Source organism: Lysinibacillus sp. BSL11 (assembly GCF_052928325.1).
In genome coordinates, this window is sequence record NZ_JAVGCX010000016.1 from 116,267 (window position 1) to 134,498 (window position 18,232).

Below are 18,232 nucleotides of genomic sequence, written 5' to 3' on the forward strand. Positions count from 1 at the left end.
TCAACCTTTCAACAGTATATAAAGACTTCACAGTAGATTATGAAAATCATAGAGAGGTGATGAAAATGCTTCACTACATGGGGAGACGTTTACTTCAACTAATCCCAGTTTTGCTTGGAATGACTTTTATCGTCTTTATGTTGATACGGGCAATCCCTGGAAATCCAGCACAGGTTATTTTAGGACAACAGGCAACAAAAGAGGCGGTCGAGGCGTTAAACGCAAGTTTAGGATTAGATAAGCCGTGGTATACACAATATTTTAGTTACTTAGCAGGTATTTTTCAGGGGGATTTAGGGGTTTCCCTACGTACGAAACTACCTGTATCAGAAGAAATTTTCCCATACTTAGCAGCAACGGCCGAACTTGCACTATTTGCGATGATCATTGCGATCGTTATTGGTGTGAATGCTGGCATTATTTCTGCATGGTTCCAAAATTCTTGGTTTGATTATACAGCGATGATTATAGCGTTAATCGGTGTATCTGTACCTGTGTTCTGGCTTGGATTGATGGAGCAGTGGACATTTAGTAGTAAGCTTGGTTGGTTACCTACATCTGGTCGAGAAGATGTACGAAATCCAATTACCGCCATAACCCATTTTTATTTACTAGATACGCTCATTCAAGGACGCTTTGATCAATTCATCGAAGTCATAAAGCGATTAATATTACCAGGAGTAGCACTTGCCACGATTCCAATGGCTATCATTGCCAGAATCACAAGGTCCTCCATGCTGGAAGTTATGCGTTCAGATTACGTAAGGACTGCAAGAGCAAAAGGACAAAAAATGTTTATCGTTGTTTATAAGCATGCATTAAAGAATGCGGTTATTCCTGTGTTAACGGTAATTGGTCTACAAACAGGATTACTGTTAGGTGGGGCCATTTTAACAGAAACGATTTTTAGTTGGCCAGGAATTGGTCGTTATATTTATGATGCGATTGGCTTCAGGGATTATCCTGTTATTCAATCAGGTATTCTCATCGTTGCATTTATTTTCATCATGATTAACTTAATCGTGGATTTACTGTATACAGTAGTCGACCCACGGATTAAATACAAATAGAAGGGAGTTGCAATGATGACTGGAGCAATCGATATAAAAAAAGAAGTAGCACCAGTTCGAGAAAAGGCAGTAGGTCCATGGCTCGAAGGCTGGCGTAGTTTTAAAAAGAGCAAAGTATCCCTTGTTGGAGCAGGAATTGTTATATTTTTTATCTTACTAGCTGTCATTGGTCCGTTCATTGCACCACAAGGCATCAATGAACAAGATTTAACGAAACGTTTACTGGCACCATCCGCTGATCATTGGTTTGGAACGGATGATTTTGGGCGGGATATTTTTTCGAGGATCATTCACGGTGCAAGGATTTCACTATGGGTAGGCTTTTTCTCTGTTATTTTGTCCGTGATAATTGGTAGTTTACTTGGCATCATTGCAGGTTATTATGGAAAATGGGTCGATACGATAATTTCTCGTATTTTTGATATTATGCTAGCTTTCCCTAGTATGCTACTAGCGATTGCAGTAGTATCAGTGCTGGGTCCATCTTTACAAAATGCATTAATCGCCATTGCTATTATTAACGTACCGAATTTTGGGCGCTTAATCCGCTCTAAAGTTTTAAGTGTCAAGGAAGAGGAGTATATAGTAGCGGCAAAAGCAATTGGTATGCGTGATGCACGAATACTATTTTCGCATATTTTGCCGAATTCCATAACGCCAATAATTGTACAGGGGACATTAGCAATTGCGACAGCTATTATTGAAGCGGCAGCATTAGGCTTCCTTGGGCTAGGGGCTCAAGCTCCAGCACCAGAATGGGGAAAAATGCTAGCGGATGCACGGAAGTTTTTATTAAATGCTCCGTGGACGATGATTTTCCCTGGTTTAGCTATTATGTTAACCGTATTAGGCTTTAATCTAATGGGGGATGGACTACGAGATGCATTAGATCCAAAAATGAAAAGTTAGTAAATAGAAACATAGCCTTCTACAAGTTAGAAGGTTTTTTAGCTGCTTGGACCAATGGATATAAAAGGAACATTTTTACTACAAAAACGTTCTATGTTATAGAAAAAGGCGTGAGGGGCTTTCTAAAATAAGTGAAAACACCTTTTCGGAGCCATTAATTGAATTTTTTGTCACGTTATTTTAGACTTAATTTTAAGTAGAAATCTTATAGCTTAGTAGATTATTGCTTACCATAAAATCTTTCGACTGAAATACATATTTTAGGAGGGTGTTAGAATTGGGGATTAATTTACAAAAAGGACAAAGAGTGGATTTAACAAAGGGTAACGCAGGATTAAATAAAATTAAAGTTGGTTTAGGGTGGGACCCTGTAGGCCAAGAGAAAAGTGGCGGCTTTTTAGGTGGTTTATTTTCTAGCAGAAATAGTGGCAGTGGCAGAAGTATCGACTGTGATGCTTCGGTATTAATGTTACAAGATGATAAGGTTGTAGCGGGTGACGATGTTGTTTATTTCGGGAAATTAACAAGTAGCTGCGGTTCTGTTCGACATTCAGGTGATAATTTAACAGGTGACGGCGATGGTGATGATGAGGTAATTACAATTGAACTATCGTCCGTACCTTCGCAATATAACAAGCTTGTGTTTGTTGTAAACATCTATGATGCGGCAGGTCGCAATCAACACTTCGGTATGATTCATAATGCATATATTCGTGTGTATGATGATAGGACAGGAAGCGAACTAATTCGCTATAATTTAACTGATAATTATTCAAATTTAACGACGTTAGTATGTGGAGAAATTTACCGACATAATAACGAATGGAAATTTGCTGCGGTTGGTACGGGAACAAATGACATAAAGCTTGGCGACGTTGTTCGAAGATATCAATAAATAATTGACTAAATAGGAGGAATAAAAATTATGGGCATTTCATTACAAAAAGGTCAAAAGGTAGATTTAACTAAAACAAATCCAGGGTTAACGAATGTTGTTGTAGGTTTAGGTTGGGATACAAATAAATATGATGGTGGTCATGATTTTGACTTAGACTCCTCTGTATTTTTACTTGCTGATACAGGTAAAGTTTCAGATCAAAATGATTTTATTTTTTATAACAACACTAAAGGTGGCAATGGTTCAGTAGAGCATTCAGGCGATAATTTAACAGGTGTAGGCGAAGGTGACGATGAAGTGGTGAAAGTGGCATTAACTCAAGTACCTGCTCATGTTCAGCGATTAGCCTTCACTGTAACAATTCATGATGCAGAGTCTCGCAGTCAAAACTTCGGTATGGTGTCTAATGCCTATATTCGTATTATGAATGCTGCTTCCAACGAAGAAATTATTCGCTATGATTTAGGCGAGGATTTCAGTATCGAAACAGCTATTGTTGTAGGGGAATTATATCGTCATAACGGAGAATGGAAATTTAATGCGATTGGTGCAGGCTATCAAGGTGGCTTAGCTGCTTTATGTAATGATTATGGCTTAAGTGTAAACTAAAATTTCATCTTTGGACAGAAAGGGAGATTTTTGAATGGCTATACAATTAAGTAAAGGGCAACGTATTGATTTAACAAAGCAAGATCCAGGCTTAAATAGCATTGGCATTGGTTTAGGCTGGGATGTAAAGCAATTTGATGGTGGACAAGACTTTGACCTGGATGCATCTGTATTTTTACTAGATGCTTCAGGTAAATGTCGTAATGAACAGGACTTTATTTTCTATAATAATCTATCGAGCCCAGACCAGTCAGTTGTCCATACAGGAGATAATCGTACAGGTGCAGGGGATGGGGATGATGAAAAAATTCTTGTCAACTTAAAGCAAGTATCACCTCAAATTGAAAAAATTGTAGTGACGGTTACTATTTACGATGCCGAGGGACGTCATCAAAACTTCGGGCAAGTCTTAAATGCCTATGTACGATTGACGAACGAAGAGTCGGGATCAGAGGTATTGCGTTACGATCTAGGCGAAGATTTCAGCATTGAAACGGCTGTAGTATTTTGTGAGCTGTACCGACATAATGGTGAGTGGAAATTTGCTGCAGTAGGTTCAGGTTACCAGGGTGGACTAGCTGCTTTAATCAATGCATATGGCCTACAGTAACTATGGGACATAGGTGCATGGTGGAGGATCTGATGTAGATGTATTAAATGAGATAGTAAATACATATGCACAGTTTTTAAACTAGCAGATGTAACAGGGGCTTATCGTAATGCACCGAAAATGTGTGTTAGTATTTGGGGGCTACCATCCTTCGCATGAAATTTTTGTTATTATTTTAATAGCTGCATTCTTATTGATATTTGTTGTTTACAAGTTGAAAAAGAAAACAGCAGTGTAAACAAGGCACTGTATTAGTCTGTATGGAACAGGCTGATACAGTGCTTTTTTCACAAAAGGCATAGTTACTGGGGAGAGGATTAGATGCAACACTTTGCAACAGAAGCAGAAACGATTTTTTATAAGAAGCCACAGCCGTTTACAAAATGGGAAACGTCGGAAATTTTGTCATATGCCCTAGGTGCGACTTTGTATATGCCAGCTTCCATGCCTACGATTGTGAGCTTAATCCGATCACAAAAATATAAGGAACTCACATCACTTGTCATTGATTTGGAGGATGCAGTTGGAGATGCAGAGTTAGTAGATTGTGAAGCTAAGTTGATAGAGGATATTAGTGAACTATATGCACTCTATCAGCAAAAACAGCTATTACTTCAGGAGCTCCCATTACTTTTTATTCGAGTACGTCATGTTGAGCAGTTTCAAAAGCTAACAACTGTTTTAGGGAAAAAGCAAGAAATATTAACTGGCTATGTCTTTCCAAAGTTTACAGCCGAAGAGGGTGCCCGTTATTTTGAGTTGCTTGAACAAACCATTTTAGAAAATGATTTAATTTTATATGGTATGCCGATTTTAGAAAGTCGTGAGGTACTATATAAGGAAACTCGCATGGAAGCATTATTAGACATTAAAGCAGTTCTACATCAATACAAAGCCCGTGTATTAAATGTACGAATTGGAGCTACCGATTTTTGTGGTATTTACGGAATTCGCCGCCGTATGGATTCTACCATTTATGATATTAGTGTCATTCGAGATTGTATTGCAGATATTGTCAATATCTTAGGGCGTGAGGAAGATGGTTTTATTATTTCTGGGCCTGTGTGGGAGTATTTTAATAATCAGCGTGTATTAAAGCCCGCACTTAGAGTGACACCATTTAGTGAGAAAGGTGCGCTTGATACAAGGAAAGCGTTATTAGACGATTGTTTAGATGGATTAATGAAAGAAGTTTTAATGGATAAACAAAATGGCATAGTGGGAAAAACAATTATTCATCCGAGCCATATCCGTGTTGTGCATGCCCTCTATGCGATTTCGTATGAGGAATACTTAGATGCGCTAAGTATTATAGAAAATAATGATGGACAAAAAGGTGTTATGAAAAGTCACTATGCTAATAAAATGAATGAAATTAAGCCACATATGAGATGGGCACAACGGATTTTAAAACAGGCTCATGTCTATGGTGTTTATCATGAATCTGTCGATTTTGCCTCACTTTTATTACAGTCTGAAATAGGTGGTAGTGTATATGCAACAACAAATGAGTAAATTAAGCATTTTACCGAATTATTCAATTGATATTGAAATTACCAACAATCCGCATAATTTTGCGCTAACCGACTTGTTTAGAATGGCGGCTCGAATTAATAAGAAGAGACAATTTTTGTTTGTAAGCACGGTACTAGGCAAACATTTGGCTGTCCGTCCGCAAATCCCTTTACTGACAGGAACTCTTTTAGCTATGCTGTATCATCAGCATCTTACTGGGCAAAAGGCAATGGCTTCGTCTGTCGTTAAAGCTTTAAAGGACGGAGCTAATTTGGATGAAGTACAAAAATCCATAGAGGGAACCCTAGAATTAACGGATGAAACATTGTTTATTGGCTTTGCTGAGACGGCAACAGCACTTGGTCACGCAGTATTTAATGCCTTTCACTCGAATGCTATGTATATCCACACAACACGTGAAGTGTTGCCAGATTTTGAGCCATTTGTTACGTTTGAGGAAGAACATTCACATGCGACAAGCCATAGAATTTATACGGAGGAACCAGAATTTTTACTGCAAGCTAAGCGCATTGTGTTAATTGATGATGAAATTACTACTGGAAATACGGTCATTAATATTATTGAGACATTAAGACAGAAATTTCCTTTAGTGAGACAATATGCGGTACTATCTATTTTAGATTGGCGTTCCCAACAGCAGCAAACAATCTTTCAACAATTAGAAGTACAATGGGATATCTCTATACAATTCATCTCCATTATGTGTGGGAATTTTAGCTGTTCAGGCACGCCAAGCTTAACCAGTACACAACCAAACTTACTAACACAAGTTGCACGAGATATGGACATTTGTCCAATTCAAGTATCTGTTGATCGCAAATTCTATCGATCTGTTGCGGAGAATGGATTAATAAATAAGCACCCCTATTTACTAGCAACAGGGAGATTTATGCTCACGTCAAAACAGCATGTTGACCAAAAGCAAACGATTCAAGCTATTGCTATGCAATTACAAGAACTAAGAACAAATGGGCCAGCGCTTGTTATTGGCACGGGTGAATTCATGTATGTTCCTATGCAAATTGCCTCTTATTTGGGAAATGATGTTTACTTTCAGTCGACTACTCGTAGTCCAATCTATTGTACGGATGATTTAGGATATACGATTAACGAAAAAATAGCCTTCGAAAGTCCAGAAAATAACGGGGTGACTAATTTTTTATATAATCTTCAAAGCCAGTCTTACACGGAACTTTTTTTCATAGTGGAACGTATAGCAAGTGAAGAGGTAGTTGCTCGTGTGGTAAAGGCATTGCAAGAAGCCACTAACGCCAAAGTATACGTAATTAGTATGCATGAATTGGAGGTAGAACGATGATATCGACTTTGCAGCCAGATAAAATGGGGAGTTATGCATCGGAGGACGTTATTTTTTTATTGCGTGATATTGGAAGTGCATTCCTTGAAATGGATAATGAGAAACGTGAACAGCTCATTCAATCGGGCATACATTATTCTGAAATGCTGCCAGTGGAGAAGCAACCATCTGATACCTATATGAATCTTTTTTATAAAGCGCTAGATGCTCATGAAGAAAGAATAGCAATCGCCGTTGGAGTAGTGGCAGAGCAAATCATTGAAAATAGAGGGTTAGAAAATTTAATTCTTGTGAGTTTAGCTCGTGCAGGTACACCCATCGGTATTTTAATCAAACGGTATATAGCTATGCATTATCATGTGAATGTTCCACATTACTCCATTTCTATACTGCGAGGTCGTGGGTTTGATGAAACGGCAATTCGTTATATTTTGACACAGCATCCTCTAGGAAGTATTCAATTTATTGATGGTTGGACAGGAAAAGGGGCAATTACCAATGAATTAATTCAATCCTGCCAAAAATTTAATTTACAATATCAAAAACAGTTAAGTGCTGATTTAGCTGTTTTGGCTGATCCAGGGCATTGTGCCGCTATTTATGGAACTCGTGAGGATTTTTTAATACCATCTGCTTGTTTAAATTCGACTGTATCTGGATTAGTGAGTAGAACGGTATTAAATTTGCAGTTTATGGATGCAAACGATTTTCATGGTGCAAAATACTACAAAGAATTAGAGGCCGTAGATGTCTCCAAGCTGTACATAGAACGTATCGTCACATGTTTTGAACAAGTACAGAATAAAATTGTGCAACAAATTCAAGAGCAAGAAATCTCTCCAATTACTTGGGAGGGTATGAAGTCCGTGCAAACAATTCAACGAGATTTTGGTATTGATAATATTCATTTCATTAAACCAGGTGTTGGCGAAACGACAAGAGTTTTGCTGCGAAGGATACCTTGGAAGATTTTAATTAATCCACAGTACATGCATGAATTGAAACATATTTTATTATTAGCACAGGAAAAAAATGTAATGGTTGAAGAGTATTCGAATATGTCCTATGCATGTTGTGGTTTGATCAAAGAATTATAGAGGAGAATATGATGATATTATTTACATCTGATTTAGATAGAACCCTTATTTATTCTAAACGCATGATGGAGATGTTTCCGCCAGCTACAGAGACAATTGTCGTTGAACACAAGGTCGAAACAGCAATGAGTATGATGACACAGGCAACAGCACCTCTATTGCAACAGGTACACCAACAAACTTTATTTGTACCTGTTACGACAAGAGCTTTACATCAATATAAAAGAATCCATTTTATTTATGATTTATGCCCTGCTTTTGCAATTACAAGCAATGGGGGTACAATAGTAGAAAAGGGTCAGCCATATGAAAAGTGGACACAAACATTATCTAGACGTATTGAAGATTCCTCGATCCCTCGTATGGATATGCTAAAGCTTTTTCAGACGATTAAATCTGATACATGGCTACAACGATCTCTGTATATAGATGAGCTTTTTTATGTACATCATGTAGATATTGATGCTTTACCATCCGATGAATTACAAGCGATGATTCAAGAGTTTGATATGCATGGTTGGCATGTTCTGCTACAAGGGAAAAAATTGTATTTTATGCCTAAGGTGCTGACAAAGGAAGCGGCTATAGAATATATAAAAGAGTTCTGTACATACGATGTGCATATAGCAGCAGGTGATTCTATTATGGATTATGGCATGCTTGCAATGGCTGATTTAGCTTTTACACCAAATCATGGAGATTTAAAGGATAAACAGCCAAAGTTTTTACAAAATACAACTTACTCGCCTCACAATGGTGAAGCATTTACAAAGAATTTATTGGAAACAGTTTTACAGATGGCATCACAACAAACGATCGTATAGATGTTCAAATATTTTTGTTGTCATTAGGTGAGACATCCTATGACAAATGAATGCTTTAGCATAGGCTGAGGATGATTTTTAGGAGGTGCGTTTGTATGCAAACAATCACAATTAAATCAGTGTTGGAGCGTCATCCTGATGATTGGCTACAGGCGTTTCAAGATTCACCAAAGGATCGTGCATTTTATGAAACAACAGAGCAGCAAGTGAGCTTTAGTAGAATTGCTGTTCGTGTATTGGGCATACCAATCGAAGAAGATGATTATTTCAATTCATTATTTACATTGTCACAGAACACTAACATCCATATTTTAAGTGAAGAATTAAATAAACATATTGAACCAAAAGACTTTCAGGCTATACAAACAATCCTTTCGCAGCATCAACAAACTCCGCAAGGACTATCTATAAATCGTTTAGTGGCAATGATGTATGGTTATCAATTAATTCCTAAGCATGATGACAGTGTAATGAATCGCCATTTACAGTTAGCAACCATTAAAGTAGTAGAGCTCTTTCAAAAACAGCAATCGTTAGGTTTGCTAGCAAATGACTTTCGCCGGTTTTTAATTGATATGGTGAAATGGTTAAAAAACCATTGGATTCTATGGACAAAATCCATGAAACCAACAGATGATTTTCCTAAAGTAGTTTGGTATGGGGAAGCAACTCTAAGTCAGCGCTATTTCTTATTGTTATTAATGGAGCTCGGTTGTGATGTGTTAATTTTTCATCCAGCTAAAATAGATGAATTTGCTGAGATTGATCCTAATGATACTTTCTCTATCACATATGCATATGCCAATCAAACAACTTTACAGCCATTTCCTGATAAGTTGCGTGACCGGCAGGCAACGGTTGGATATCGATCTAGTCAGCATTTTGAGCAATTAATGCATGATCAGCAATCAGGTGTCTATAAGCCTTGGCAGTTTAAAGATTTTATGCCACGCTCCTTAACATTACGGATGACATATGATGATATATTTATTTATGCAAAAGAGAAAGCTTTGGTTCGACCACAGTTTGAAGTAGTTGGGGATGAGATTGTCATTCCAGTCATATTTGCCAAAATTAGTGGGGTTTCGAGCAGACGGGAAGAATACTGGTATTATATGCATCAGTTATTAGCAAGTCCGCAAACGGTTTTTGTCCAGAAATTCCCCTATTCACCAACGAGTAAAGCCAATTTTCACTTTCACTATAAGCATTGCCTAGTAAATGGAGAACTGTCAGTAGAGCGTATTATGCAAAGTGATTGGTGGCAATACGGTGAGTTAACATTGGAGCTACAGCGTGCGATTGCACACACGATAAAAACTTCCTGTGAGCAGCCTATGTTGAAACAGCAGCCAAATGAGACCTTATATGATTTACAGTTATTTTTATTTAAACAGATGACGATGATTCCACAGGAGATCCTTCGTTTACTACAAAGCTTTGATTATTCACAAGAGGTACCGAAGGTGGTATTATATCAAGCACCTCAACAACCAGCTTTATCACGTGAGGATATGGCATTATTAGGGTTTTTAAATCGATTTGGTGTGGATATTGTGTTTTATAATCCGACAGGTCAACTAGATTTAGAAAAACATTTACAAGAAGATAGTTACGATGTGCATCGTTTAGAGCATATGCTGTTTGACTTGTACTATGAACAACCAAAGCCACAGAAAACTGCACCCGACAAAATCATAAAAAAACTCTTTAATCGTTTTTTTTGATGATAGAAAGGAGGCGGCATGAATGTCAAATAACTCGTTGACGCTGAAGCAGCTGACACTGGAAACAGCAGAAGCCTTCAAAGAACAGTTACGGGATCATGCAGAGGTACGGCAAATTGCCAATCAAATCAATATAAAAAATCAGATAGAGCTATTAGCTTTGGGAAAAGAGCCGTCTACAAAATTAGCTACATTTGCAGATCAAATTTTAGCCATCATCACTCAGTCAACATCTTTCGAATCAAATGAATTATTTAAGCAGCTTGAAGCCCTTATGCAGACATTCGACAAACAAGATTTTACAGAACAAAAGGGCTTTTTTAAAAAGCTATTTGCACGTAAGTCCAAAAATGATGGCGATTTATTTACGAAATACAATGGACTGGGGAGAAATATTGAGAAAATCCATTATCAATTTGTACTGATGGAAGAGGAATTAGCGAAGGATAATCGAGTACTTGCACGCTTATATCAAGAAGACCTCATGTACTATCTTGAGCTAGAAAAGTATATCGTAGCAACTGACATGAAACTTCATGAAGTCCAAACAACATTGATTCCGATGTATGAAAAACAGAGTGAAGCAGGTAATCAGCTGGCGAAAATGGAGCTAAATCGTTTGCAAGCTATTGCAGAGATGCTCCAGCAAAAAATAGATGATTTAGAAAAATCACGTATGTTGGCTATTATCACAGCCCCTCAAATCGATATGCTACGTAATGGTAACCGTGAATTGATTGAACAAATTAATGGGGCTTTTGTTAAAACCATTCCTGTTTTTAAAATGGGTTTGATGAATGCAGTTAATGAAAGACGTCAACAATTACAAAGTCAATCAGCCTCTGCCTTTGAAGATCGTATGAAGCATTTTGGGGGAGCTAGTAAGGAAGCGGTGCAATTAAGTACTGCCATGGCTCAACAATCCAGCACTACCCAGACTCTTGAAGAAATGTGGGATACTATTATATCAGGCATTGCCAATTATCAGCAATTACGTGATGAACAAATGGTCAAACGCCAACAAGCAGAGCAACAATTGCTAACATTGCGTTCTTAGCTCCTTTCCTCTAAGTAGATGACTACTTGGAGGTTTTTTGTATAAAAAAAGCGACAGACTTATCTTCATTCAATGGGTGATCAAAAGCCCCCTGAATCAAGATAATCTGTCGCCAAAATGTTAGCTATATGAATTCCTCTTCAAATTCTACATTGATTTCATGTCCATGATAGCTTTGGTAAGAAACAATAAGTGTATCAAGATGTTCTAAGTTTTCCTCATAATCTAAAATACGCGATAAAATATAGAGTAGGTGATAGCTAGAAAACTCCGTATCGCCTTCTTCACGAGCGAAGTTGATTTGCTTGATGAAAATTTCCATCAGCTCATTACGTTGGACATAGTCAATGCTTTTACTCCACTCCGAATGCTCAGGCTTTAGCTTTCCTGTATATTTTAAGAGCAATTGCTCATGGTACGTTAACAAGGAATCAAGTCTCTCCTGAATCATTAAATGAAATTGTGTAGGGAGCTGAGCTAATTCATTTTCGTGATTATGCAAACGCTGTAGCAATTCCAAGCTTTTCTTGGAAGTTAAAATCATTTGACGATAGACTACTAGTTTGCGTGCTTTCACATATTTTTTATTTTTAAAATAATTACGCTCTTCCTTATATAAATCATATAGCGTATCCACTCGTAGCATACGGCTTTTAAACTTACTTAATGCTGTTTTTGTGGATGTGTGTTCAGAGGCTTGACGTACAGCCAGTCGTGTCCAACGAATAATATCATCTTGTAAAATATAAATTTTGCGAAATAGTTTTACCTCGTATTTAGGTGGTAAGAACACAAGGTTTACGACAAACGCTGCTAATACCCCGACTAATATCGTAACAAAGCGTATTAAACCAAACGTTAAAAAGTCATCCCCTTGAAATTCCATAATAGCTACAACTGATACCAACGCTAGCGAAAGTGATTTTTCCAGTTTAAATTTCAACATGAGACCAATAGCTATTATGACAGCTATACCAATGGCAACGACATGGTGGCCAAAAAGTAAGCCGAAAATGACAGCAATTGTCGCACCTATAATATTCGCTTGTACTTGCTCCACAATGGTTTGGTAAGAACGATAAATAGAAGGCTGAATAGCAAAAATAGCTGCAATTCCAGCAAAAACAGGTGAAGGTAATTTTAACAACTCTGCAATAAATAATGCAAATACGATAGCTACACCAGTTTTAAATACACGGGCACCTAATTTCATAAAGATGTCCTTTCTGTCTAATATTTTTTAGCTTCTTTACATTATAGAAGGAAGTGCTCATAAAATACATAGATTTGCATGGATGAATAAGAAAAAGGCGACTTCTACCTGCAAGTCGCCTTTTTCTTGTCAAGATTACAATTGAGAAAACGCAATATCTACTGCTTCAATTGTTTCCTGAATATCCGCTTCTGTATGCTCAGTTGTTAAGAACCATGCTTCATATTTAGAAGGAGCTAGATTAATACCTTGCGCAAGCATGAGTTTAAAGAAGCGTCCAAATATTTCACCATCAGAGCTTTCAGCTTGCTCATAGTTTTCTACTTTCACATCTGTAAAGTAAATAGTAAGCGCTCCTTTAAGACGATTTAACGTGATGGTTACGCCATGTTTTTTAGCAGCAGCTAAAATACCTTCTTCTAAAATTGAGCCTAATCTATCCATTTCCTCGTATATACCTGGTGTTTGTAGCACTTCTAGGCAAGCGATGCCAGCTTGCATAGATGCAGGATTTCCAGCCATCGTACCCGCTTGGTATGCTGGGCCGAGTGGTGCAACAGTATCCATAATCTCTTTACGTCCGCCATAAGCACCGATTGGTAAACCACCACCAATAACTTTACCAAGTGCAGTTAGATCAGGTGTTAGGCCAAGTAAGTTTTGAGCGCCACCATAGTGGAAGCGGAAGGCCGTGATGACTTCATCATAAATCGTTAGGGCCCCTTTTTCCTTTGCTGTAGCATGTACTAATTCAAGGAAGCCTGACTTAGGTTCAACAATACCGAAGTTTCCTACTATTGGCTCGATTAAGATAGCTGCAATCTCCTCGCCCCATTTATTCATGGCTTCTGTAAAGGCTTCTGGGTTATTAAAAGGTACAGTAATAACTTCTTCAGCTGTTGAAGTTGTTACGCCTGCTGAGTCCGGTGTTCCTAATGTTGCTGGACCTGATCCTGCAGCCACTAATACTAAATCGAAATGCCCGTGGTAGCAACCAGCAAATTTCATGATTTTTGTACGTCCTGTATAGGCACGTGCCACACGAATCGTTGTCATAACAGCTTCTGTACCAGAGTTGTTAAAACGTACTTTATCCATCGACGGAATGGCTTCCTTTAACATTTTTGCGAAAGTAACTTCATATTCAGTCGGCGTCCCAAACAATGTGCCATTTTCCGCTGCGTGCGTTATAGCCTTTGCAATATGAGGATGACCATGACCAGTAACGATTGGACCATATGCTGCTAGATAGTCGATATAACGATTGCCATCTACATCCCAAAAATATGCGCCTTTTCCTCGCGCCATGGCTACAGGAGAACCGCCACCTACTGCTTTATATGAACGAGATGGGCTGTTTACACCACCAACAATATGCTGTAATGCCTCTGCATGTATTGCTTCAGATTTTGCATGATTCATAGAATTGCCTCCTAACTTTTTATACGTAATCTATTGTAGACCTATCGGTGTAAGAAATCCAAAGAAATTAAGGGATATGACTTGATTTGTTACTTAGAGTAAAATAGGACCTACAGAGGAGGAGATTGTATGACATTACTAGAAGGACAAAAGGCGCCGGATTTTTCTCTCTTGAACGAAAAGGGCGAGATGGTGCATTTAGCTGATTTTAAAGGAACAAATGTTATTTTATACTTTTACCCAAAGGATATGACACCAGGCTGCACGACGGAGGCTTGTGATTTTCGCGATAAGTTTGAGGACTTCAGTCATTTAAACGCTGTTGTTCTGGGTGTTAGCCCAGATAACGCAAGCAAGCATACAAAATTTATTGATAAGCATGGTTTGCCATTTTCACTATTAGTGGATGAGGACCATGCTATTGCTGAAGCATATGGTGTATGGGTTTTAAAGAAAATGTATGGACGTGAATATATGGGCATAGAGCGTTCAACGTTTTTAATTGATGCTGAGGGTATGCTTGTAAAAGCTTGGCGCAAAGTTCGAGTGAAAAATCATATTGAAGAAGTATATGCTTATTTAGCAGAACAGGAGGCAAAATAATGAGAATCTATTTTACATTTGAACCTAGACCAGATTTACGAGAACCATTAGTAGCAGAATTTCCACAGCTTGAATTTATCTTTGAAAAGAGTTTATCAAATGAAGAGCTTCAACAAGCGGATGTATTAGTTACATATGGTGAAGATTTAACAGAAGAGAGTATTCAATCTGCGACAAAGCTAAAATGGATTTTTGTTGCATCGGCAGGTGTAGAAAAAATGCCAGCTCAGGCTATTATTGAACGAGGGATTCTAGTTTCAAATGTTCGTGGCATTCATAAAACGCCTATGGCTGAATCCATGCTTGCTCATATTTTAGCCATTAAACGAGCTTTGCCTTGGATGTATGAGCAGCAAAAGAAAAGTGAATGGTCGAAAAAAACACAACAAACGGAATTACGTGATAGTACGGCACTTATTTTGGGGCCAGGTGCCATTGGGTCAGAAGTTGGACGTTTATTGCAAGCTTTTGGTGTTACGACGATTGGCTGTAACCGCTCCGGTAAAGAAGCGGCCTATATGAATACGGTGATTAGTTTTACACAATTGAAAGAAGCCCTACCTCATGCAGATATCGTTATTTCTGTATTACCAAAAACAACAGAAACGACCCATTTATTGAAAGAAGAGCATTTTGTTGTGATGAAAAACAATGCGATCTTCATGAATTTTGGTCGAGGTAATTTAGTTGATGAAAAGGTACTCATTCAAGCGATTGAAACAAAGCAAATTGGACATGCAGTTTTAGATGTATTTGAAGAGGAGCCTCTGACATCTGACAATCCATTATGGACATTACCAAATGTCATAGTATCACCTCATGTATCCAGTCATTCTTCTCGTTATGTTGAGCGTAGCTTAGAAATTTTCAAGCCAAGCCTAACAAAATGGCTAAAGGGTGACACGGATTTAGAAAATGTTATGGATTTATCAAGAGGCTATTAAGGAAAATACCATTGATTTATTGAGGATAAGCAATGTGTGATTGTTGACGAAGTAGTACGAATTGGATACACTATTTATAACAATTATAAATTAATAATACTTATGGAAGAGGTGCATGACGATGTCTGCAACGCATTTACAAGATGCACTGGACACGTTGAAAACAACTGGTGTACGTATTACTCCTCAGCGTCATGCTATTTTGGAATATCTAATTCAATCAATGGCACATCCTACTGCCGATGAAATTTATAAAGCTCTTGAGGGTAAGTTCCCTAATATGAGTGTAGCGACTGTTTATAACAACCTGCGTGTATTTCGTGAAGTAGGTCTTGTGAAAGAGCTAACTTACGGGGATGCTTCAAGTCGCTTTGATTTCGTGACAAACGATCATTACCATATGATTTGTGAATGCTGTGGTAAGATCGTCGATTTCCATTATCCTGGACTCGACGAAATAGAGCATTTTGCATCACAGGTAACAGGCTTTGATGTGCATTCGCATCGCTTAGAGATATACGGCACTTGTCCATCATGTAAAGTTGCTACTGCAAAAGTACAATAAAAATCCTAGCTCTTAAAAAGGGCTAGGATTTTTTTGTTTTATTATTATAGGATTGATCAAACTCTTTACCTTCTAGAGCAGGATCAAGCGTTAATGGCTCATTGCAGTACATGCACATATCTACTCGGCCTAAAACCTTTGTATGTTTATGGCAATTAGGACACTCTACTTGAATAGCTCTTGTTGACAGTAGACCGATCCACGCATATACAACTGTGCTACCGATAATACAAAGAACACCTAGTGACATGAAAATTAAAACTAATATCGGGCTGTTTTTAAAGAAAATGCCTCCGTACATGACAATAAAACCAAAAAAGATTAGTGCTAATGCGAATGAACGAATTTTATTAATTTTACTTTTATAAGGTTTCATATTTCATCTTGCCTCCCAATCTAAAATCTACTATAACATATAAGGGCAAAGTATTTTAGCTTTGAACTGAATGAAAGAAGGAATACTTTTAGAGTATGTCGAATTTTTAACGGAACAAAAGAACCTATATGAATAAAGGAGGGCTGAACATGGAGCAAGTACTGCGTCCAATATATCAAGAACGTGCGAGTCAGTCGAATACATTAGGCGTAATTTTAGTAGAAAAGCGTGAAGAACAAAGTAACGTTACAGATACATTTGATACGGTTTTACTCATTATCGTAAAAGAAGCAGAGCAACCAGTCTTTTCAAAACATTACTTATATGAAGGAAATAAAATCGCTCTACATACTGTTACGGAGAAATTAATTCGAAAATGGTTACTAATCGGTTCAAATAGAAAGGTTGTTGATTGGATATTCTTCGGTAGAGTATTATTTGATCGGAATGAATTTCTGCATAAACTAAAAATAGAATTGCAGGAATTTCCGTATAGTGGTCGTAAAATTAAAACAGGTATTCAATTTTCAAAGTTAATTCGTCGCTATTTGGAAGGGAAAGAATACTTCGATAAAGGAAGTTACTTGGATGCTTATAATCACGTTGTGGACTCCCTGCATCATCTAGGTCGTTTATCTATTATCGATAGTGGCCTGTATCCTGAAGTAACTGTTTGGGCACAGGTAAAAAAAATTGAGCCAGCCATCTATAAGCTGTATGAAGAGCTAGTGACAAGTAATGAGCCAATAGAAAAGCGCTTAGAATTGTTGTTTTTAGCAAGTGAGTTTTTAATTCATTCTCGTACACGAGATGGAGCACAACATATATTAGAAGTCATGCAAACAAAAGAAATGTGGACCATTCAGGAATTACACGATCATCATGAGCTTGTGAACTACTCAGTGGATTTAGAAGTGTTTGTGGAGTACTTAGTGGATAAAGGCTATATTCAAATTGAACCAATTGCAGCGAAAAATGATAGGATATTTCACCGTCATTACAAGGTAAATAAAGATGCTCTAGAAATGGGGCAATGACTGTAGTATGCTTGTAATCGAGGTATCTAAAAATACCTCGATATTTTTTTAGAAAAGTAGTTGACGAATAATATCTTAGTATTGTATTATATTAATTGTCGCTAAGACATAAACGAATAACTCAGAAAAACACAAAAAACTTTTTAAAAAAGTTGTTGACATGTTTTGAATGAGATGTTAATATAAAGAAGTCGCTGAAAAACGACTTAAATAATGAACCTTGAAAACTGAACAAGCAAAACGTAATCAATAAAGTTTTAAGTAGCTAGTTTAACTAGTGAACGAAACATAATTTTGGACATCAAACATGATGCCAGCAAAACAATTTGAGCTAATCAAATTTCTTTTATGGAGAGTTTGATCCTGGCTCAGGACGAACGCTGGCGGCGTGCCTAATACATGCAAGTCGAGCGAACA

At 37.6% G+C, this 18,232-nt stretch carries 19 protein-coding genes and 1 rRNA gene; 17 read left to right on the plus strand and 3 right to left on the minus strand.

Annotation, left to right across the window (positions count from 1 at the left end; all coding sequences use genetic code 11):
- Nucleotides 1-65: 65 nt before the first annotated feature.
- From RCJ95_RS18835 to RCJ95_RS18890, 12 genes are all read left to right on the plus strand, one after another.
- A complete protein-coding gene (locus RCJ95_RS18835) occupies nt 66-1,070 on the plus strand; it encodes an ABC transporter permease (RefSeq protein ID WP_004230491.1) in 1,005 nt (334 codons plus the stop codon).
- Between the two features lie 12 nt (nt 1,071-1,082).
- A complete protein-coding gene (gene nikC, locus RCJ95_RS18840; protein WP_221682840.1) occupies nt 1,083-1,979 on the plus strand; it encodes a nickel transporter permease in 897 nt (298 codons plus the stop codon).
- Between the two features lie 277 nt (nt 1,980-2,256).
- On the plus strand, nt 2,257-2,874 hold the full coding sequence (locus tag RCJ95_RS18845; RefSeq protein WP_048394762.1) for a TerD family protein: 618 nt from the start codon (nt 2,257-2,259) through the stop codon (nt 2,872-2,874).
- 30 nt (nt 2,875-2,904) lie between these two features.
- Entirely contained in the window at nt 2,905-3,486 is a 582-nt protein-coding gene (locus RCJ95_RS18850) for a TerD family protein (RefSeq protein ID WP_221682841.1), read from the plus strand.
- Nucleotides 3,487-3,520: 34 nt separating this feature from the next.
- On the plus strand, nt 3,521-4,096 hold the full coding sequence (locus RCJ95_RS18855) for a TerD family protein (RefSeq protein ID WP_004230495.1): 576 nt from the start codon (nt 3,521-3,523) through the stop codon (nt 4,094-4,096).
- A 109-nt stretch (nt 4,097-4,205) separates the two neighbouring features.
- Nucleotides 4,206-4,334 carry a hypothetical protein gene (locus RCJ95_RS18860; RefSeq protein WP_255601706.1) on the plus strand — a complete coding sequence of 43 codons (129 nt, stop codon included), beginning with the start codon at nt 4,206-4,208 and terminating at the stop codon, nt 4,332-4,334.
- 83 nt (nt 4,335-4,417) lie between these two features.
- The gene (locus tag RCJ95_RS18865; protein ID WP_221682842.1) at nt 4,418-5,611 is read left to right on the plus strand and encodes an HpcH/HpaI aldolase/citrate lyase family protein; all 1,194 of its coding nucleotides are present in this window, start codon (nt 4,418-4,420) and stop codon (nt 5,609-5,611) included.
- Nucleotides 5,592-6,950: a phosphoribosyltransferase family protein gene (locus tag RCJ95_RS18870; RefSeq protein ID WP_221682843.1), complete on the plus strand. Its 1,359-nt coding sequence runs from the start codon at nt 5,592-5,594 to the stop codon at nt 6,948-6,950. The genes RCJ95_RS18865 and RCJ95_RS18870 overlap by 20 nt, the downstream gene beginning before the upstream one ends.
- The gene (locus RCJ95_RS18875; protein WP_221682844.1) at nt 6,947-8,047 is read left to right on the plus strand and encodes a cysteine protease StiP family protein; all 1,101 of its coding nucleotides are present in this window, start codon (nt 6,947-6,949) and stop codon (nt 8,045-8,047) included. Before RCJ95_RS18870 ends, RCJ95_RS18875 begins: the two co-directional genes overlap by 4 nt.
- An 11-nt stretch (nt 8,048-8,058) precedes the next feature.
- On the plus strand, nt 8,059-8,871 hold the full coding sequence (locus RCJ95_RS18880) for an HAD family hydrolase (protein ID WP_221682845.1): 813 nt from the start codon (nt 8,059-8,061) through the stop codon (nt 8,869-8,871).
- Between the two features lie 95 nt (nt 8,872-8,966).
- Entirely contained in the window at nt 8,967-10,598 is a 1,632-nt protein-coding gene (locus RCJ95_RS18885; protein ID WP_369578301.1) for a YceG family protein, read from the plus strand.
- A 22-nt stretch (nt 10,599-10,620) separates the two neighbouring features.
- Complete coding sequence (locus RCJ95_RS18890; protein WP_446722622.1) at nt 10,621-11,655, plus strand: toxic anion resistance protein; 1,035 nt, start codon at nt 10,621-10,623, stop codon at nt 11,653-11,655.
- A gap of 124 nt (nt 11,656-11,779) precedes the next feature.
- Here the strand turns inward: RCJ95_RS18890 and RCJ95_RS18895 are convergent, their stop codons facing one another.
- Nucleotides 11,780-12,868, minus strand: a complete 1,089-nt coding sequence (locus RCJ95_RS18895; RefSeq protein ID WP_221682848.1) for an FUSC family protein — start codon at nt 12,866-12,868, stop codon at nt 11,780-11,782.
- 135 nt (nt 12,869-13,003) lie between these two features.
- Entirely contained in the window at nt 13,004-14,290 is a 1,287-nt protein-coding gene (locus RCJ95_RS18900) for a glutamate-1-semialdehyde 2,1-aminomutase (RefSeq protein WP_221682849.1), read from the minus strand.
- Between the two features lie 129 nt (nt 14,291-14,419).
- On the opposite strand from RCJ95_RS18900, the gene bcp reads away from it, so the two are divergent.
- The 3 genes from bcp (at nt 14,420) to perR (ending at nt 16,402) form a co-directional block, all read left to right on the plus strand.
- Entirely contained in the window at nt 14,420-14,893 is a 474-nt protein-coding gene (bcp, locus tag RCJ95_RS18905) for a thioredoxin-dependent thiol peroxidase (protein ID WP_221682850.1), read from the plus strand.
- Complete coding sequence (locus RCJ95_RS18910) at nt 14,893-15,837, plus strand: D-2-hydroxyacid dehydrogenase (RefSeq protein WP_221682851.1); 945 nt, start codon at nt 14,893-14,895, stop codon at nt 15,835-15,837. The genes bcp and RCJ95_RS18910 overlap by 1 nt, the downstream gene beginning before the upstream one ends.
- A gap of 121 nt (nt 15,838-15,958) precedes the next feature.
- Nucleotides 15,959-16,402: a peroxide-responsive transcriptional repressor PerR gene (perR, locus tag RCJ95_RS18915; protein WP_004230508.1), complete on the plus strand. Its 444-nt coding sequence runs from the start codon at nt 15,959-15,961 to the stop codon at nt 16,400-16,402.
- A 22-nt stretch (nt 16,403-16,424) separates the two neighbouring features.
- On the opposite strand, the gene RCJ95_RS18920 is transcribed toward perR, so the two are convergent.
- On the minus strand, nt 16,425-16,778 hold the full coding sequence (locus tag RCJ95_RS18920; protein WP_221682852.1) for a YgzB family protein: 354 nt from the start codon (nt 16,776-16,778) through the stop codon (nt 16,425-16,427).
- Nucleotides 16,779-16,927: 149 nt separating this feature from the next.
- On the opposite strand from RCJ95_RS18920, the gene RCJ95_RS18925 reads away from it, so the two are divergent.
- Nucleotides 16,928-17,815, plus strand: a complete 888-nt coding sequence (locus tag RCJ95_RS18925; RefSeq protein ID WP_016994017.1) for a nucleotidyltransferase-like protein — start codon at nt 16,928-16,930, stop codon at nt 17,813-17,815.
- 345 nt (nt 17,816-18,160) lie between these two features.
- Nucleotides 18,161-18,232 (plus strand): 16S ribosomal RNA (locus tag RCJ95_RS18930); the annotation flags it as partial.

Excerpts from the sequence above, each read along its gene's own strand:
- RCJ95_RS18850 (WP_221682841.1), top strand. The coding sequence starts at position 2,905 with ATGGGCATTTCATTACAAAAAGGTCAAAAGGTAGATTTAACTAAAACA.
- RCJ95_RS18920 (WP_221682852.1), bottom strand. The coding sequence starts at position 16,778 with ATGAAACCTTATAAAAGTAAAATTAATAAAATTCGTTCATTCGCATTA.
- RCJ95_RS18910 (WP_221682851.1), top strand. The coding sequence starts at position 14,893 with ATGAGAATCTATTTTACATTTGAACCTAGACCAGATTTACGAGAACCA.
- perR (WP_004230508.1), top strand. The coding sequence starts at position 15,959 with ATGTCTGCAACGCATTTACAAGATGCACTGGACACGTTGAAAACAACT.
- RCJ95_RS18875 (WP_221682844.1), top strand. The coding sequence starts at position 6,947 with ATGATATCGACTTTGCAGCCAGATAAAATGGGGAGTTATGCATCGGAG.
- RCJ95_RS18900 (WP_221682849.1), bottom strand. The coding sequence starts at position 14,290 with ATGAATCATGCAAAATCTGAAGCAATACATGCAGAGGCATTACAGCAT.
- RCJ95_RS18855 (WP_004230495.1), top strand. The coding sequence starts at position 3,521 with ATGGCTATACAATTAAGTAAAGGGCAACGTATTGATTTAACAAAGCAA.
- RCJ95_RS18895 (WP_221682848.1), bottom strand. The coding sequence starts at position 12,868 with ATGAAATTAGGTGCCCGTGTATTTAAAACTGGTGTAGCTATCGTATTT.
- RCJ95_RS18880 (WP_221682845.1), top strand. The coding sequence starts at position 8,059 with ATGATATTATTTACATCTGATTTAGATAGAACCCTTATTTATTCTAAA.
- RCJ95_RS18885 (WP_369578301.1), top strand. The coding sequence starts at position 8,967 with ATGCAAACAATCACAATTAAATCAGTGTTGGAGCGTCATCCTGATGAT.
- bcp (WP_221682850.1), top strand. The coding sequence starts at position 14,420 with ATGACATTACTAGAAGGACAAAAGGCGCCGGATTTTTCTCTCTTGAAC.
- RCJ95_RS18835 (WP_004230491.1), top strand. The coding sequence starts at position 66 with ATGCTTCACTACATGGGGAGACGTTTACTTCAACTAATCCCAGTTTTG.
- nikC (WP_221682840.1), top strand. The coding sequence starts at position 1,083 with ATGATGACTGGAGCAATCGATATAAAAAAAGAAGTAGCACCAGTTCGA.
- RCJ95_RS18890 (WP_446722622.1), top strand. The coding sequence starts at position 10,621 with ATGTCAAATAACTCGTTGACGCTGAAGCAGCTGACACTGGAAACAGCA.
- RCJ95_RS18870 (WP_221682843.1), top strand. The coding sequence starts at position 5,592 with ATGCAACAACAAATGAGTAAATTAAGCATTTTACCGAATTATTCAATT.
- RCJ95_RS18925 (WP_016994017.1), top strand. The coding sequence starts at position 16,928 with ATGGAGCAAGTACTGCGTCCAATATATCAAGAACGTGCGAGTCAGTCG.
- RCJ95_RS18860 (WP_255601706.1), top strand. The coding sequence starts at position 4,206 with ATGCACCGAAAATGTGTGTTAGTATTTGGGGGCTACCATCCTTCGCAT.
- RCJ95_RS18865 (WP_221682842.1), top strand. The coding sequence starts at position 4,418 with ATGCAACACTTTGCAACAGAAGCAGAAACGATTTTTTATAAGAAGCCA.